Source organism: Thioclava sp. ES.031 (assembly GCF_002563775.1).
Classification (GTDB): domain Bacteria; phylum Pseudomonadota; class Alphaproteobacteria; order Rhodobacterales; family Rhodobacteraceae; genus Thioclava.
Map to the genome: position 1 here is coordinate 420,083 of NZ_PDJO01000001.1, position 16,477 is coordinate 436,559.

A 16,477-nucleotide genomic window follows, 5' to 3' on the forward strand; every position below is an offset into this window, starting at 1 on the left:
TCCCGGGGTGAGGCTGTCAGGCCGAGGGGCAGCGCCCCTCTCCTCTTTTCATTTGTCGCCCTGCGGCGACGGGGAGGCAACGCCCCTCAATCCGTCACGTCACCGCGCAGGATGTCGGTGAATTTCACCTCGCCCTTGCCCAGCCGCGCGCGGTAGGGCGGGATCGCCTCGGAGACGCGCATCACGTAGTTGCGGGTCTCGGTGAAGGGGATCATCTCGACCCAGTCGATCACGTCGACCGTGCCGATCCGCGGATCGCCGCGATCCTCGATCCAGTTGCGCGGACGTCCGGGCCCGGCGTTGTAGCCCGAGGCGACCAGCACCGAAGACGGTCCGAATTCGTCGCGCAGCTCGGCCAGATAGGCGCCGCCCAGCTTGAGGTTATAGGTCGCGTCGGTCGTCAGCCGTGCCTTCTCGTAGGGCAGACCGGTTTTCTCCGCCATCATCTTCGCGGTGCCGGGCATCAGCTGCATCAGACCCTGCGCGCCCACCGGAGAGCCGACGCCGATCGCGAACTGGCTCTCGCGCCGGGCGACCGCGAGGACGACTTCTTCCGGCACGCCCAGATCATGGCTCGTCAGCCCCGGGATCGGCCAGAGCGCCTGCGCGATGATCTCGCCCTTCAGCGCGGCGCGTTTGCCGATGATCAGCGCGAGATAGGTGTCGTCCTCCTCAAGCGCGAAATTCGTGAGCGCACCGAAATTGCCCGGCCCGAGGCTCTCTTCCAGGTGCAAAACGAAGCGCGCGCCCAGCTCGTTTTCCCCGGCCTCATAGAGCAGCTGCGCGGCCTTGAAGACGGAAGAATGGCGCAGCTTGTAGCGCCGCCAGTCGGGCAGGTCGGGGCCCTTGGCGAAATTCGTGGGCAGGGGCAGGTTCAGCCGCTCCGCCGACAGGAGCCCGTAATAGGCGTCCTGATTTTCCGCGCCTTTGCGCCATGCGGCCTTGGCTTCGTCGCTGCGGCCCAGAACCTCCAGCGCGCGGCCTTGCCAATACCATGCCCGCGACGACGAGATCGGCCCGTCCACCGCCTTCTCGAGATTGTGGAAATGGCTGTAGGCTGTATCGGCGCGGCCCAGTTTCAACGCGGCATAGCCCGCGACCCATTCGAGATCGGCGTAATCCGCGCCGCCCGGTTCCAGATGGTGCGAGGAGGCCAGATCATAGGCACGCTGCGTATTGCCCGCGCGCAGGTCCCAGCGCGACTGATAGCTGCGGAGCGTCGCCCAAAGGTCTGGGTCTTCCAGATCGGTTGCGGATTTCGACCGCTCGAGGATCAGCTCTGCCGCGCCGTCTTCCAGCCCGGCGCGCCAGCGCCACATCGCGCGGTCGCGGGCAAGCCCTGCGGAACGCTCGACCATGTATTGGGGGACGGCGGCGACGAGATCGTCCACGCCCTGCTCGCGTGCCTGCAGGGCGATCCGCGCCTCGGCCACGGCCTTGGTGCCGGGCGTGACCAGACCGATCATCCGGCGCGCATCCGAGAGATGCCCGCGATCGAGCATGTTCTGCATCCGCCCGCCATGATCGGCGGAGATGAGCGAGGGGTAATCGGCCAAGAACTTCGCCTGCTCGTCTTCGTCCATTGGCAGTTGGCGCCACGCGGTCTTGGCGACCTCGGCCGCCAACGCCTTCTGTCCCAGGGCAAGATGCGCACCAATCAACGCCAGCGCGCCGGTGCCGGTCTGCGGCGGACCGAGCTTGAAATAGGCGATCACCTCGCGCGGGGGGATGCCGTCGAGCGTGGCCTCGCCCTTCTCGCGCAGCCACGGCATGCCGGGCCAATCGGCGCGGCGGGTGGCGAAATCGAGATAGTCGGCGAAGTCTCCTTCGCCGTCGCGCAGGCGTTTCCACTCGATGACATCGAAGCCCAAGGGGCCCACGCGGCGCGCGAGATTTTCGGCCTCGTCCCAGTTGCCGGAATTGGCCGCGGCGAAAGCATCGGACAGCGCGGAACTCGCGGCGCGAAGCGCGGCCGGCGAGAGCGCGAAACTCGAAGCCGCAAGCGCGGCGAGGAACTGGCGTCGGATCATCATGGCTGCTCGTGGTCGCGGGTTTGTCCCTTTGCTACGGGCCTCTCACAGATGGGGATGAATCACAAGTTGGCAACCGTCGCGCAACCGCCTATAACCCGGCCGATTTCCGCCGGGACGACTCACCTTCCCGGCCCAACCAAAAAAAGGAGCGTGTCATGTTCAAAGGGTCTCTTCCCGCACTGGTCACGCCGTTCAAGGACGGCGAACTGGATCTGGACACGCTCAAGAAACTCGTCGAGTGGCATATCGACCAGGGCAGCCACGGCCTCGTGCCGGTCGGCACCACCGGTGAAAGCCCGACGGTGAGCCATGCCGAGCACATGACCGTCATCACCGAGGTCGTGAAAGCCGCGAAGGGCCGTATCCCGATCATCGCGGGCGCGGGCTCGAACTCGACCGCGGAAGGCGTCCGGCTGATCCAGCACGCCGCCGAAACCGGGGCCGATGCGGCGCTCGTCGTGACGCCCTATTACAACAAGCCGACGCAACGCGGCATGATCGAGCATTACCGCGCGCTGCACGATGCCTGCGAATTGCCGATCGTGATCTACAACATCCCCGGCCGCTCGGTGATCGACATGATCCCCGAGACCATGGGCGAACTGGCCAAGCTGCCGCGGATCGTTGGTGTGAAGGACGCGACCGGCAAGCTGGAGCGTGTCTCGATGCAGCGCGCGACCTGCGGGCCCGATTTCATCCAGCTGTCGGGCGAGGACGCGACCGCGCTCGGCTTCAACGCACATGGCGGCGTGGGCTGCATCTCGGTGACGGCGAATGTCGCGCCGAAGCTTTGCGCGGAATTCCAGGAAGCGACGCTTGCGGGCGATTACGCCAAGGCGCTGAGCTATCAGGACAAGCTGATGCCGCTGCATATGGCGATCTTCCTCGAGCCGGGCGTTGCGGGTGCAAAATACGCGATGTCGAAGCTGGGCATGTGCTCGGCCGAGGTGCGCCTGCCGCTGACCGAGCTTCTGCCCGAGACGAAGACCGCGATCGATGCCGCGATGGCGCATGCCGGTCTGATCTGAGGTTCCGACCCAAGCGAAGACAAGAAAACGCCGGCGCGATGAGGATCGCGCCGGCGTTTTTCTTTGATGATGAGGGTTATTGCAGGGCGCTGCGCAGATCGTCGAGCGCGACGGAGCTGTATTGCTGCGGCTGTTCCTGCGTGCCCGGCGCGGCGGGCGCGACGGTTTCGGGGGCCGCGTGTTCGACTGCCGGGACCGGTTGCGGGGCCACGGGCTCCGCCTTCGCCTCGAGCCGCGGCGTCGCCGTATCGGTCGGTGCGGGCGCATCGGTTTTCGGATGAAGATAGGCGAGGGTCACGGTGATCCGGCGGTTCGAGGGATCGCGGGGCTCTGCCGGTTTCAGCGGATCGGTGTCCGACAGGCCCGAGACGCGGGTGATACGCTCCGGAGCGACCCCGGCGGTTACGAGGGCCCGGCGCGTCGCATTGGCGCGGTCCGAGGACAGTTCCCAGTTCCCGTAGGTGCCGCCCGCTTTCTGATAGGGCACCGAGTCGGTGTGGCCCGCGATCAGCACGTCATTGGGCAGATCGGAGAGGGCGCGGCCAAGCTGATCCATCAGCTTCAACGTCGGCCCGTCGATCTTCGCGCTGCCCGAGGCGAACATGGCTTTGCCTGCCTGATCCACGACCTCGATATTCAGCCCGTCCGGCGTGCGGCGGAACAGGACGTTCTGCTGCAGCGGGCGGAGGTCCGGGACGTGCTGGATCGCTTGCGTGATGCGGGTTTGAAGCGTCTCGAAGCGGGCGTCATCGACGGCATGCGGCGTGACCGCAGCGGTCTTGGCGTCGGTCGCGTCGCCGGCCTTGGCCGTCGCCTGCGCCGCGGTCGCGAGCTTTTCAGCCGTCGCGTCGGGCGTGGTGTCCTTGGATTTCCCGGAGGCGTTGGCCATTTCGGTCGAGGGATCGGTCACGCTTCCGATGCCGGGATTGGCGGGGATCGCATCATTGGCGCGCGACGCGTTCATGATCCCTTTCGGGCCGAGCGTCTCGCCTGCGAGCGGGCCGGTGCCGCCGGGCGCCTGCATCGAGATTTTCGCCGGAGCGAAGTAATCGGCGATCCCGGTCAGTTGGTTCTCGTCCGACACGGACAGAATCCACATCAGCAGGAAGAAGGCCATCATCGCGGTCATGAAGTCCGCGTAGGCGACTTTCCATGCACCGCCATGATGCTCGGATTCGTGATCGTCGTCGCTCCGCTTCACAATGATCGGCGCTTGGTTCGACCGTGCCATGGATTGCCCTTTCCCACCTCGCTGACCGGAGCCAGCCGTATTCTCAGGGCATACGTCTCCTGCAGCCCCTGACTGTGGGTTCTCGGATTAAATGTGGGCCAAAAAAGGGCGACAATCGTTCATGATCTGGAAACAAAGATGCGCGGCGCTGACTTTGGAATCCGTTTTGAGCAGAAAGGCTTGCGCCCTGCTGCCCGCTATCACGCCCCGTGGAGCGAGGCGTCGAGGTCGTCGCGGCTGTGTTTGCCCAACCCGACCTTCTTGGCATAGGCAGCTTTTCGCGCCGAATAGCTGGGCGCGACCAGCGGCATATCCGCGGGCAGGTTGAACAGGGTCCGGTATTCGTCTTCGCTCAGCCCGTGTTCCGAGCCGAGATGGCGTTTGAGCATCTTGAACCCGCGCCCGCAGCACAGGCAGAAGACCTTATCTTCGGTCACGGCGTCTTCAATAGGAAGCGCGGGGTGCGGCCGCGCGGGGCTGGAGCTGGCCGTGGTTGTGTCCATCGCATGAGAGACCGCCGCGTCGTTCAGCTCTTCGCCGAACTGCGCGGAGAGCTTCGCCACGAGGTCGACCACCTGATCCGCCGTTACATCCGAACGGGCGGCATAGGCGGCAGCAACTGTCGCGATAATGTTTGCTGCGTCCGTGGGCCGATCCTTCGACATCTGGTCTCTCCAATGCTTAAAATTTGCACTCTCCCCGGACTAGTAGAGAAAGTTACGGGCAACCTCTGTTTCTGTCAACAAACGCACGTATCTGTGCTTGGGTTCCTTGCAAAGATACATTTCCTAAACCGGATTGTTTCGCTGAATGCTTTGACTGTCCTAGGGCTGGTCAGTGCAGTTTGTCGCGCATGAGCCACCGCTCTTTGGCGAGCTGATAGTCCGGGGCGCTGGTCGGATAGTCCGGCGGAAGTCCCCATTTCGCGCGATATTCCTCGAAGGTCATTCCGAGCAGATTTCTGAGGTGACGCCTCAACATCTTGATCGGACGGCCCGTTTCCAGGCAGATCAACCGATCCGGATACACGCTTTCCGAGATCGGCACCGCAGGGATGCGGGAGGTCGCAGGCTCGCCGGTCCGGGCCGGAGGATGTTGCGTCATGTCTCCACTCACATATTTTTGTCCTTAGGGGGAAAGATTGAAGGAAATCTTAAAGTTAGGTCAAAGAAATCGATTTTTTCCCGCAAAACGCCGCAGTTACGCGCTATTTCAAAGTGTGCGCGCGGCTTGTCAGGCACGAAAGCGTGAAGTATCGCATATCGCAGGTAAAAAAATTCGAAAATGCAAAGATGTCAGGCTCGGCGGATTTATGCTCTGAGATCCCGTCTGGCGTTCAGCGTTAATCGGAAGTGACTGCGCAACGGGGATGGGCGCGAGACCTAAGTTTCGACCCGAAGCGCTGGGGTATTCGGGGAGTTGCCTTTTGTTTGGCGCAGATGCCATGCGGAGACAGAACGTCATCATCGTAGCGGAAGACGAGGCGAAGCAAGGCCAGTTGGCCGGCTTCTTTCGCGAGTGCTGCGGCTGGGATCCTTTGCCTTTTGCGAAAGCATTCGAGGCGGAGCAGTACATCCTGCTGCATGGAAGCCCACGCCTGTTGTTAATCAATCTCGCGGAGCCAGAGGGTGCGGCGGATCTGATCCGCACCGCGCGTGGCAGCGAGATGGAGAGCCTCGTCCTCTTCGTCGATCCGACCACGGGCGGAGAACTGGCCGCCGAAATGATTCTGGCGGGCGCCGATGATGTGCTGCGTGAGCCTTATTCCGAGAGAGAATTGGCTGCGCGGCTATGGCTGCGTGCGGGGAGCAGTCTGCCAATCAGCTTCCCGGGCGAAGAAAAGCGCGTCGCTCGGTTGAAGATCGACAAGGAAAACCGGCTGACCGGGCCCGACGCTGCCGAAGCGGTGCAGCTCACCCCGATGGAAGGGGAGATCATGTGCGAGCTGATCCGGAGCGGCGGGCGAATCGTGACGCGCGACGCGCTGTCGCGTCGAATCGATAAATGCATGTGGGTCTACGGTGACCGCAAATTCGACGTTCACATCACCAAGATTCGCAAGAAGTTGCGCGGTGCCTTTGGAGAAAGATACGTCGTGGAAACGATTCGGGCGGCTGGATACTCGTTCTACGAGATTCCCCAAGGAAGACAGCAAGCTGACGCAACCTAAGGTTGAGTCGCCGAGTCGCCGTGACGTGTTTTGCGGTAGTAGCTGTCAAGCGCCGAATTGTTAACGTCTCAGCGATTGTCCGTGAACGCACAACCTGTGGCTGGAGCATCGACAAGCTGTGGATGGTCGAGGTTGCAACCACAACCCTTAGCGTTCGAGTCTATGAAAAACAGGCCTGCGGCCGCCTCACGCGATGTTGGTCTGGGGATAACTCGAGGGGCTGGTTTCACGGTCTTTTTACGGAAAATCTACCCTTACTCGCCTCACGGTTTAACAATCCTTAACCTTACCCGATCCTGAATCGCTGATAATCTGTTGTCACTGGAATTGGGGGACACAGGGATCAGGGATGTCTATGAAAAATAACGATTTGTTAGCGCAGATTTGGGAGGGTTCGGTGACGCAAGCGTCATCATCCGCGGGCTCCCAAGGGAGCTTGGTGGCGGCTGCGCTTCTGCCTGCGCACACTGTTCTGCTGCGCTCGACTCGCAAGGATGCAAGCTTGCTCGTGCTGCCCGAAGCCGAAGAGCTTCTGCCGGGTATATCGCTTGGTGACATTCTTGCAGAAGAGCTTGGAATCGAGGTGCCTTATGGAAGCCTCGTGGTGATCGAGCCGACGCATGTCGCAGGGGTGAAGCATGGTTTTGGGGACCGTGCGATCGACCTCCGGCTGCCGGCGATGGCGTCGCCCGCACGCGGTGGCTTTTCCGTTCACGAAGATGCGCGGGATCGCGGCGCGACCGCGACGGGCAGTCGCCTGTGAGCGCGAAGGCCGTGGAAAACGGCCGCTATGCGTTCTGCGCTCGGTTGGCGGACCGGGCCAGTCTGACACAGTCATGAGTATGCCGCGCCGTCCCGGGAGGCGGCGCGGCCTCCCGCAGAATTAATCCGAGGTTAACCAGAAAAGCCTCCGATTAACTTGCCTTTAATCAAGTAAAGCTTTCTCCAAACATGCCCCCGTGGTCTTCTGTTCATCAAGAATAGAGCGGATAGAGGCGGAGTAATGTTTGCATTGAGCTTCCGTGCTGCACTTGATGCGCCATTTCTGAATGTTGAAGAAGAACGGCAGGCCATCTCGCGCTGGCAGGAATATGGGGATCGGGACTCGCTCGAAATTCTCCTGCGCTCGCATGTCCGTCAGGCCTATGCGCAGGCGCGTCGCTGGGCGACCAATCCGGTCGAGCTCGAAGACCTCGTGGCGGAAGGGATCATCGGTCTGATGCGCGCCGCCGAACGGTTCGATCTGACGCAGGATGTGCGGTTCTCTACCTATTCGCACTGGTGGGTGATGACCTGCGTCCTCAATGCGCTCGCCCGGATCAAGACGGTGATCGATGTGCCGGCGCGGGTCTATCTCGATGCGCGGATGGGGCGGCTCGACAATCCCGAGGCGAGCCAGCTTCTGACCGGTCTGGTGGCGCTCGATGCCAGGTCGTTCGATGACAGCGACGCCGAGGTGATGGAGATGATGCGCAGCCCGGACCTCACGCCCGAAGAGCAGACTGTGGCCGCATCCGCCGCGCGCGCCGCGCATGAGGTTCTGGAAGATGCGCTGGGCGATCTGGATGCGCCGGATCGCGAGATGGTCTTGCGGCGCAAATTGCAGACGCCGCCGGAGTCGCTCGACGATCTGGCCCGCGATCTCGGGATGAGCCGCGAGCGCGCCCGGCAGGTCGAAAAGCGCGCGCTCATCCGGTTGAAGCGATGCCTTGAAAAGCGCGGGTTCAGCCCTGCGATGCTGAACTGAGAGGGCTGGGATGGCACGTCATCTGATGATCGCAGGACATGGGCGCGCGGGCACGACGCTGTTCTACAATATGCTGCGCGAGACCCTGAAAGGGTTCGAGATCCCGCCGCGCGAGACCAGCGCGCTGTCCACGATCGGGCAGCCGGGCGACTGGGTCAGCAAGCGGCCGCTGGATATTTTCCAGATCGCGAATATCGCGCGGGCCAATGTCCGCAACAAGCGGATAGATCTGATCGTGCCGCTGCGCGATCCGCGCGACATCCTCGTGAGCCGTCATTCGGCGGTGCCGGACAACTACTTTATCTCAGCAGATGAGATGTATTTCATCGGCGGCCCGGATGCGCCCGCGCCGGTCATGCCGGGGCTGCTGCAGATCCACGAGGCGATCGCGACCGTGCTGAGATCCGGCATTTTCCCGCAAGGCGTCTTCCTTCTGAAATATGAAGACCTGGTGGATGATCCCGACAGGATTCAGCAGAAGTTGGGCGATGCGCTCGATCTGCAATTCGAGGGACACTTCTCCAATTTCGGTAGTGCCGAAATCCCGGAAGATTTGAAAGGAGCGCTTAACGGCGTGCGCCCGGTCGAGAAGGCCCGCGCGAAGTGGCTCGACGAAGAACATCGGGCGCGCATCTTCGATCAATTCTCGCGCTTCCCGGTGCTGTTCGATCTGCTCGAGCAGCTTGGCTACGAAAAGGACCGCGACTGGTTCGCGCCCTTCACGGAGTGGCAGGCGGCGTCGGGACGCCGGAGCAAGCGCTTGGGTTTAGTGTGACGAGGACGACGAGATGGATGCGATAGCTGCGATATTGCTGAAGACGACGGCCTCTGGCGCAGGGGCCGGGCGGACGCCGTCATCGGAGGCGACCGGCTTCGGATCGCTTTTGCAGGGCGCGCAACCGGATGCGGGCAGTGCCGCGAAGGCGGGGGCGTCGGCGGTGGCCGCTTCGCCCAAGGGTGCGACAGCGGCGATCCTTGCCCAGACCCCCGCGCTTCAGGCCGAGCTGGCCGGGATGCTGCAGAAGGTTCGGGATGGTGCGCTGGCAGAATTGGCGCAGGGCAAGCCGATCGGGACGGTGCTGAAAGAGCTGGGCACCTCGCTCGCGACGGTGCTCGCCGAGTTCGACGCCGCGCATGGCACGAAATTGCAGGAAGCTCTCGCCCAAGCGCTAAAAGGGATGCCGCTGCAAACTGGCGGCGCGGAGGCAAAGCCCGCCTCGGATCATGCGCGCGACAAAAGCGACACGATCGACGAGGTCTTCGCGAGCCTTCTGGTCTCGCTCGGTCTGCAAGCGAAGCCGCCTGAGCCCGCATCAGTGCAAAAGGGCGGCGCGCAGACCCAATCGGTAACGGCGCTGATGCCCGCGCATTCTGCGGGCGACCTTTCCTCTCCGGCGGCGCAGCCGAAACCTGAGGCGCCGCAGCCGCAGCAGCAGGCCATCACCTCCGTTCCGCAGGGGCTTGCCGGGGCGGTGCCTGCGCCACTGGCGCCGGAGGTCCCGCAGAACGACATGGACCCGCGCGTGCGCGCCATTCTGGAAGCGGCCGCGAAAGGCGCGGGGAAGACTGGCAAGGCCGACGCGCAGGCAGCACTGTTGCCCACCGCGCCGAGCAAAGCCGACCCCAAGCCGGCGCAGCCATTCGCCGAGGCCGCCCGCGCCGGGGCTCTGCCCGATGCGGCCGTGGCACGGCTCACGCAGCATGACGCAAGTCACGCAGCCCGCAGCGAGGCGGCGGCACAAACGGGGCAGGCGACGGCTCAGCCCTCGCCGCGCTTTGCGGCCTTCGTCGCGACGCAACTTCGGCGCGCCGATCTGCAGGAGGGACGCACCCGCGTGGCCCTGACCCCGCGCGGGTTGGGCGATATCGAGATCGACGTGGAGCGTGACAAGCGCGGTCAGGTCAACGTGGTCGTTCGGGCCGAAAGTCCGGCGGTGCTGAGCGCATTGCGCGGGGATCGCGAGACGCTCGCGGCGATCCTGGCGGGGCAGGGCCTGCAGATGGATAGCGGCGCGCTCGATTTCGAGCAGTTCGGCGGTCATGGCGAGGGCGGAGAAGAACGCTCCTCCGGCCAGAGCGCGATCATTGACGAAGACGTCCCCGTGCTGGGCGCCGATTGGCAGCCCACCATCGACGACGGACAACTGGATATCAGGACCTGAGGAGCCACAGATGAGCATCTCCCCGACAAGCACCAATCCGGCCGCGTCCGCGACCGACACGACCTCCACGGCAAATCCGGCGCAGTCGAAGCTCTCGGCGGATTACAACAGCTTTCTGCAGCTGCTGACGGCGCAGATCAAAAATCAGGACCCGCTGAAGCCGATGGACTCGACGCAATTCGTCTCGCAGCTGGCGCAACTCAGTCAGGTCGAGCAATCGGTGCAGACCAATACCAACCTCAAGACCATCGACGCGAAGCTGAGTGCGATGGGCGGGATGGCGGATGTGGCCCTGATGGGCAAGACGGTGTCGCTCGCTTCCGACCGGATCGAGCTGCGCGACGGTCAGGCCAGCACCAGCTACGAGCTTGCCGCGCCCGCCGACAAGGTGACCGCGATCATCAAGACGCAGGACGGGACTGAACTGCGCCGGATCACAGGCCTGCCCGGACGTTCGGGCGAGAAGATCGCGCTGAACTGGGACGGGCGCGATTCCGCGGGGCTGCCGGTGCCGGATGACACGTTCCGGGTCGAGATCGACGCACAGGATACCGATGGCAATGCGGTTTCCTACGACACCTATCCCAGCACGCAGGTCGAGCAGGTGCGGTTCTCGTCGCAGGGGCAGTCGCTGGTTCTGCGCAATGGCGAGGAAGTGCCCAGCTCGCTCATCGTGGCGGTGTCGGGCTGACGCGAGTGTCCCCCGGCGGCGCGGCGCGCGGCGGGGCTTTGCTATCCTTGCTTGAATGGCGCCGCGCTGTTTACCTTCGCCGCCTGCAGGCCGGGCACACGGTCCTGGAGGCCGCGCTCGAGCAGCGGGACGAGGTCGTCGGGCGTCACCGTATCGGGTTCGAAGATCCGATTGTCCGCGAGTCTGGTCAGCAGGTCGATCGTCTCGTCGCGCAGTTTCGGCACGAGCGCCGGTCCATCGGGGAGCTCTTCGCCCTTCAGAACCAGCGTCACATCGACCGTCAGATAGCTGACCGCGCGCGCCCGGAAGATCGGGACCGTGATCGCCCCCAGCGCGATGTCGCGCGGGGCAGGCTCGGGTGGGGCTTCGGGCGCTTTGGGCCCCGGCGCGATCTGGCTGCCGCCAAGATAGCCGAGGCCCGCCGCGACGATCGGCACCACCACGATGAGCAGCACAAGTGTTCTCCAACGCGGCATCGGTCGCGCTCAGTAGGGCAGGACGACGTCGAGCGCGTCTTCCCCGTATCGGGGCTGTTGCACCTTGCTGATCTGGCCGCGCCCGCCATAGGAGATGCGCGCCTCGGCGATCTTCTCGTAGGGGATGGTGTTGTCCATCCGGATGTCTTCGGGACGGATGATCCCGGCCACGCGCAACTCGCGCAGCTCGTGATTGACCTTCACCTCCTGGCGTCCGGCGATGACGAAATTCCCGTTTTGCAGCTTCCGGATCACGAGGGCTGCGACCTTGAGGCTGATCGTCTCGTTGCGCTTGATCGAGCCGGTGCCGCTGGCGCTCGATTGCGAGCTGAGATCGACGATATTGCTGCCCGTGGGCAGGTCTTTCTCGCTGACGCCGGGCAGGATCTTCGCAATCTTGCCGCCATAGCCGAGGAAGGTCGGGAAGCCGACGCTCTGGCTGCCGTCGCGGCTGCGCTGGGAGGCGTTCTGAAGCTGCGCCTCGTCGTTGATGTCGATGTCGACGGTCAGCAGATCGCCCACCTTGTCGGCGCGCTGATCGCCGAAGAAGCCGGTGGAGCCGGTCTGCCAGAGCGAAGCCGCCTCGGCGCGCTGCGGAACGCGCGCAGGCTCCAGCGGCGGCATCGGGACGCTGACCCGGTTCACCTCGGGGATCGTGTCGCCATCGACGACCATGTCGCTCACCTTCGGGTCGCGCTCGAAGGCCGAGCCGGGTCCACAGGCGGCCAGCGCGAGCATCGGCAGGATGTAGAACGGATGTCTCACTTCTGAATCTCCACTTTGCCGTCGGGCTTGGCGATACCTTCGACAATCTTGTTGCTCACGAGATTGACCACGCGCACCGACTGATCCGCATGGGCGTCGGAGATCGCCTTGCCGGGCGCGGTCAGCGACATCGCGCCTTTCGAATATTCGATCGAGACCGGGTCGCCGCGCGAGATGATGATCGGCTCGATGATCGACTGGCTCATCACCGGACGCCCGCGGGCGAGCACGCGGCGCACCTGCATCCCGGCCAGATGATCGAGCTGCGTCACGGCATAGGCGCCGACTTGGCCATAGGGCAGGTCGACCATCTGGAAATCATCGCCCGACAGGATGGCGCCGGGGAGGATCTGCTGCGTCGGCACCGGGACGGGCACGTTCAGCAGCGCAAGCCCCCCGAGACGGCGCACGTCGCCCGACGCCTCGACCACGTTCGCGAGAAACTGCCCCGTGGAGCGATCCATCCAGAAATCGCTGATCATCTCCGCGTCGCCGGGGGCGCTGTCTTGCAGCGTGATCTCGAAATGGCCGCTCGGCGGCATCTCGAGGCCCCAGGACTGCTCTGCCTTCTCGGCGATCAGCACCCGCACGGGTTCCGCGCTCGCGGGACTGGCGAGAAGTGCGGTGACGAGCGTGGCGAGAACGGCAGTCGCGGAGGCGAATTTCGGGATCATGGCATCACTTGATCTGGTTCGAGGTGGACATCATCTGATCGGCCGTCTCGATCGCCTTGGAGTTCATCTCATAGGCACGCTGCGCCGAGATCAGGTCGGTGATCTGCTGGATGATGTTGACGTTGGAGCTCTCGAGGTAGCCCTGACGCAGGATGCCGACGCCCGGATCGCCCGGCAGCGCTTCGGTCGGCTCGCCCGAGGCGGTCGTCGCCTGCAGAAGGTTGTTGCCCAGCGGTTTCATCCCCGCCTCGTTGACGAAGGTCGACATCGTGATCTGGCCGATCTGCACCGGGGTCGGGTCCTTGCCGACATAGGCCATCACGAGGCCCTGCTGGTTGATCTCGACATTCGTGGTGTTGGCCGGGACGTTGATCCCGGGCGCGACCTCATAGCCGTCCATCGACACGATCTGGCCCTCGGGGCTCAGCTGGAAAGTGCCGGCCCGGGTGTAGGCCTGACTGCCATCGGGCATGTTGAGGGTGAAATAGCCGCCGCCGTCGATCGCGAGATCGAGCTGGTTTTCGGTCTGCACCAGACCGCCTTGCGTGTTGAGCCGCACGACGCCCGCGCTTTGCACGCCGAGGCCGATATCGACGCCCACAGGGCGCGCGGTCCCATCGGCCGAGGTCAGCGAGCCTTCGCGTTGCAGCGACTGGTAGACCAGATCCTGAAAGGCGGCGCGGCTGCTCTTGTAGCCGGTGGTGTTCGCGTTCGCGATGTTGTTCGAGATCACGTCCACATTGGTCTGCTGAGCCAGCATCCCCGTCGCGGCAATTCCAAGTGCTCTCATGGTTCAGCTCCTTTTCGCGCCGGTCAGACTTTGCCAAGCCTGCGCAGTGTTTCCTGACGAAGGGTGTTCTGTTCATCCATCAACTTCACCGCCCGCTCGTAGGAGCGCTGGATGTCCATCATCCGGGTCATCTCGACGACCGGCTGGACATTGCTCTCCTCAACGAAGCCCTGCGCGACCTGCGTCGTGTCAGACGGGGTGAAGGCGGGGGCGGCACCTCCGGGCGCGGCAAAGAGGCCGCCGCCCAGTCGGTTGAAGCTCTGGATGTCGGGCACGGTGAACATGCCCAGCGTGCCGATGGTGCCGCTATTGGGCCCCGAGATCGTGCCATCGCGGGAGATCGTGATCTCCTCGCCCGGCGGGATCGCGATCGGCGCGCCGCCCCGGTCGAGAACCTTGTTGCCCGTCAGCGTCACGAGATTGCCCTGCGGGTCGACGGCCAGCCGCCCGTCGCGCCCGAAAGCCGTCTGCCCCTCGGGTGTCGTATAGGCGAGCCAGCCGTCCCCGTTCAGCGCGACATCGAGCGGATTGGACGTCTTGGTCAGCGAGCCCTGTCGGTCATCGAGATAGGATCCCTTGTCGAGCACGTAGCTCACGTCATCCTCGGGGCCCGCATTGCCCTTCGAGTTGTAGCTCTCGGTCAGCGAGCGTTCGGCCTTGAAGCCAGCCGTGTTGGCATTGGCCATATTGTTGGCCGAGATGTCGAGGCTGCGCCACAGCGTCGAGGCGAGGGATAGAGAGACGTAATTTGAGCTATCCATGAATTTCCGTCCGCGAGAATGGATCTTGTGGCTTTGTGCTTGGATCGCTGCCAATTTCCATTCAATAATGTTTGCTCTTCTTGGAATAATCAATACTATTCTTTATTGCGCGAAGGAATTCTGGTGCGTTTGAGCAAGAGGTGATGGAATTGCGAGGCGGTTTCCCCTTCATCGGCAGCATTTTGGCGCTCTGTCTGCTGTGCGGCGGTGCTGCGGCGGAGACGCTCCCCGCGCCTCCTCCTTTCGATTTCGCGCAATACACGCAGGCGGGGTTCCTCGCGGATCGCGATGTTCTGACCGCTGGCTTCGCCGCAGCCGAGCCGGGGTCGTCGCGCGCCATTGCGCGGCTCGATCTCGCGGAATTCTATCTCGCCCATGTAATGTTGCCCGAGGGGCGCTCTGTGCTGGGCGATGAAATGCCCGACGGTTTGATCCCGGCAGAGCAGGCCCGCTGGCGCGCGATCGCGGCCGGGTTCAGCATTATGGAAGGGACGGGGGTGCCGACTGGCACGCTCCTGCCGAATGCCGACTGGGCGAACTGGCAGGACTATCACCTCTGGGCGGCGCTGAACGCGATCACGCAGGGCGACGCGGTGGAGCTTGACGGCAATCTCGCGGGCGCAGCTGACCGGCTTCCGTCCTATCCGCCCGTTTTCGTAGAGGCCTGCTTGCCCGCGCTTCTGGAAGGCGCGATCGCGGTCAGGAAATGGTCTCTGGCCCAGCGGCTGAGCCGGGATTTCGACGACTATCCCGAGCTTAAATCGCAGCCGGTCTATAGCTTCCTTCTCGGCCGTGTGGCCGAGCAATCGCATCATCCCGACAAGGCCTATGCCGCCTATCGCGAAGCGGCGAAGGGGCAGGATCGGTACGCGCAGCGGGCGCGGCTTGCATTGGTCAGTCTGGGGCTCGAGCATGGAGCGCTGACGCCCGACCAAGGTTTGTCGATGCTCGCCGAGGCTAACCTTGCGTGGCGCGGCGACAGGTTCGACCTTCAGGCGCTCGAACAGCGCGCGCATCTGGGCGAGACGTCCGGCCACGATGTGGATGCGCTGATTGCCTATGGCGAGATCCTCTCCCGGTTCCCCGAGCGTCCTCAGGCGCGCGCGGCGGCGCAGGCTGCCGACAAGCTGCTCAAGGCATTCTATGCGAAGGGCGCGGCGGGGAAGATTTCGCTCACGGATTTTGCCGACGGGCATCAGCGGTTGGAGGCCTATTACGAGCTCCGTCCCGATTTTCAGACCTATGCAGAGCAATTCGCGGATCGCCTGCTGGAGCTGGGTGCTACGACCCAGGCCGCCACGGAATATCGCAAAATCCGGGAAGCGTTGAGCGCACAGCGCAAGGACAACCCCGAGGCGGTGTCGCAAGATCGGATGGCCTATCTGGCGCTGCGCGAGGCGGAGGCGCTTGCGCGCGGGGGGCAATTCGCCCGCGCCGCCAAGGTGTTGGAGGCTTCCGAGCGTCCCGCCGATGCGCAGGAGCTGAACCAGTTCAACGCGCTGCAGGCCCGCGTTCTGGCGGAGGCCGGGAAGACCGATGCGGCCTTGCAGGCCAAGGTGACCTCGCACTCGGTCGATCATCTGCGGCTTCAGGCGCGGCTCCACTGGAAGAAGGGCGATTGGAAGGCGGCGACCCGGTCCTATCGCGAGTTGTGGAAGAAAGCCCCGGACGATTTCTCCGAGACCGACGCGGTCGAATTGCTGCTGGCCGCCTACCGCTCCGGCGATCTGACCACGGCCCGCAGCGTCGCCGAGGTTTTCCCGCGTCTGGCGGGGCGCGAAGATCTGAACAAGCTCGTCGCAAGCCTTCTGGCGGAGCCCGCCAAGCTCAGTCCGCTGATGGACGCGGCTGCGCGGGACCGGCTGCGCAAGGCGGATGATGCGCTCGAGATGGTTGGGTCGGAGGCGAAGCAGGCTGGCGGGTAGATATCTTTGCTATGCATTGCCCCT

17 protein-coding genes are annotated in these 16,477 nt (G+C 63.9%); 8 read left to right on the forward strand and 9 right to left on the reverse strand.

From position 1 onward, the window contains the following. Window positions 1-86: 86 nt before the first annotated feature. Window positions 87-2,030 (reverse strand): lytic transglycosylase domain-containing protein, encoded by a 1,944-nt coding sequence (locus AXZ77_RS02120; RefSeq protein WP_176535938.1) that lies wholly within the window; start codon window positions 2,028-2,030, stop codon window positions 87-89. A gap of 158 nt (window positions 2,031-2,188) precedes the next feature. On the opposite strand from AXZ77_RS02120, the gene dapA reads away from it, so the two are divergent. Next, entirely contained in the window at window positions 2,189-3,061 is an 873-nt protein-coding gene (gene dapA, locus AXZ77_RS02125) for a 4-hydroxy-tetrahydrodipicolinate synthase (protein ID WP_078522012.1), read from the forward strand. 76 nt (window positions 3,062-3,137) lie between these two features. Here the strand turns inward: dapA and AXZ77_RS02130 are convergent, their stop codons facing one another. The 3 genes from AXZ77_RS02130 to AXZ77_RS02140 all read right to left on the reverse strand — a co-directional run bounded on the left by AXZ77_RS02130 (window position 3,138) and on the right by AXZ77_RS02140 (window position 5,396). Then, a complete protein-coding gene (locus AXZ77_RS02130) occupies window positions 3,138-4,292 on the reverse strand; it encodes a flagellar motor protein MotB (RefSeq protein WP_098409844.1) in 1,155 nt (384 codons plus the stop codon). Window positions 4,293-4,492: 200 nt separating this feature from the next. Beyond that, complete coding sequence (locus AXZ77_RS02135; protein WP_098409845.1) at window positions 4,493-4,957, reverse strand: MucR family transcriptional regulator; 465 nt, start codon at window positions 4,955-4,957, stop codon at window positions 4,493-4,495. A 169-nt stretch (window positions 4,958-5,126) separates the two neighbouring features. Continuing rightward, window positions 5,127-5,396 (reverse strand): MucR family transcriptional regulator, encoded by a 270-nt coding sequence (locus AXZ77_RS02140; RefSeq protein ID WP_098409846.1) that lies wholly within the window; start codon window positions 5,394-5,396, stop codon window positions 5,127-5,129. A 322-nt stretch (window positions 5,397-5,718) separates the two neighbouring features. On the opposite strand from AXZ77_RS02140, the gene AXZ77_RS02145 reads away from it, so the two are divergent. From AXZ77_RS02145 to AXZ77_RS02170, 6 genes are all read left to right on the forward strand, one after another. Beyond that, window positions 5,719-6,462 carry a response regulator transcription factor gene (locus AXZ77_RS02145; RefSeq protein WP_176535939.1) on the forward strand — a complete coding sequence of 248 codons (744 nt, stop codon included), beginning with the start codon at window positions 5,719-5,721 and terminating at the stop codon, window positions 6,460-6,462. A 355-nt stretch (window positions 6,463-6,817) separates the two neighbouring features. Next, window positions 6,818-7,225, forward strand: coding sequence for a hypothetical protein (locus AXZ77_RS02150; RefSeq protein ID WP_141536204.1), 408 nt, complete (start codon window positions 6,818-6,820; stop codon window positions 7,223-7,225). Between the two features lie 240 nt (window positions 7,226-7,465). After that, window positions 7,466-8,209 carry a sigma-70 family RNA polymerase sigma factor gene (locus AXZ77_RS02155; RefSeq protein WP_098409849.1) on the forward strand — a complete coding sequence of 248 codons (744 nt, stop codon included), beginning with the start codon at window positions 7,466-7,468 and terminating at the stop codon, window positions 8,207-8,209. 10 nt (window positions 8,210-8,219) lie between these two features. Then, on the forward strand, window positions 8,220-8,984 hold the full coding sequence (locus tag AXZ77_RS02160) for a sulfotransferase domain-containing protein (RefSeq protein WP_098409850.1): 765 nt from the start codon (window positions 8,220-8,222) through the stop codon (window positions 8,982-8,984). Window positions 8,985-8,997: 13 nt separating this feature from the next. Then, window positions 8,998-10,371: a flagellar hook-length control protein FliK gene (locus AXZ77_RS02165; RefSeq protein ID WP_098409851.1), complete on the forward strand. Its 1,374-nt coding sequence runs from the start codon at window positions 8,998-9,000 to the stop codon at window positions 10,369-10,371. 10 nt (window positions 10,372-10,381) lie between these two features. Further along, window positions 10,382-11,062 carry a flagellar hook assembly protein FlgD gene (locus AXZ77_RS02170; protein WP_176535940.1) on the forward strand — a complete coding sequence of 227 codons (681 nt, stop codon included), beginning with the start codon at window positions 10,382-10,384 and terminating at the stop codon, window positions 11,060-11,062. Between the two features lie 41 nt (window positions 11,063-11,103). Here AXZ77_RS02170 and AXZ77_RS02175 read toward each other — a convergent pair whose 3' ends face one another. From AXZ77_RS02175 to flgF, 5 genes are read right to left on the reverse strand one after another with little or no spacing between them, the layout of a single operon-like run. Then, on the reverse strand, window positions 11,104-11,517 hold the full coding sequence (locus AXZ77_RS02175; RefSeq protein ID WP_098409853.1) for a hypothetical protein: 414 nt from the start codon (window positions 11,515-11,517) through the stop codon (window positions 11,104-11,106). A gap of 30 nt (window positions 11,518-11,547) precedes the next feature. Beyond that, window positions 11,548-12,303: a flagellar basal body L-ring protein FlgH gene (gene flgH, locus AXZ77_RS02180; protein WP_369679765.1), complete on the reverse strand. Its 756-nt coding sequence runs from the start codon at window positions 12,301-12,303 to the stop codon at window positions 11,548-11,550. Further along, entirely contained in the window at window positions 12,300-12,977 is a 678-nt protein-coding gene (flgA, locus tag AXZ77_RS02185; RefSeq protein WP_098409854.1) for a flagellar basal body P-ring formation chaperone FlgA, read from the reverse strand. Before flgA ends, flgH begins: the two co-directional genes overlap by 4 nt. 4 nt (window positions 12,978-12,981) lie before the next feature. Further along, window positions 12,982-13,767, reverse strand: a complete 786-nt coding sequence (gene flgG, locus AXZ77_RS02190; RefSeq protein WP_078522000.1) for a flagellar basal-body rod protein FlgG — start codon at window positions 13,765-13,767, stop codon at window positions 12,982-12,984. A 23-nt stretch (window positions 13,768-13,790) separates the two neighbouring features. Beyond that, window positions 13,791-14,528: a flagellar basal-body rod protein FlgF gene (gene flgF / locus AXZ77_RS02195; protein WP_098409855.1), complete on the reverse strand. Its 738-nt coding sequence runs from the start codon at window positions 14,526-14,528 to the stop codon at window positions 13,791-13,793. Window positions 14,529-14,671: 143 nt separating this feature from the next. Here flgF and AXZ77_RS02200 point away from each other — a divergent pair, with 143 nt between their 5' ends. Further along, window positions 14,672-16,453: a lipopolysaccharide assembly protein LapB gene (locus AXZ77_RS02200; protein ID WP_098409856.1), complete on the forward strand. Its 1,782-nt coding sequence runs from the start codon at window positions 14,672-14,674 to the stop codon at window positions 16,451-16,453. Window positions 16,454-16,477 lie beyond the last annotated feature (24 nt).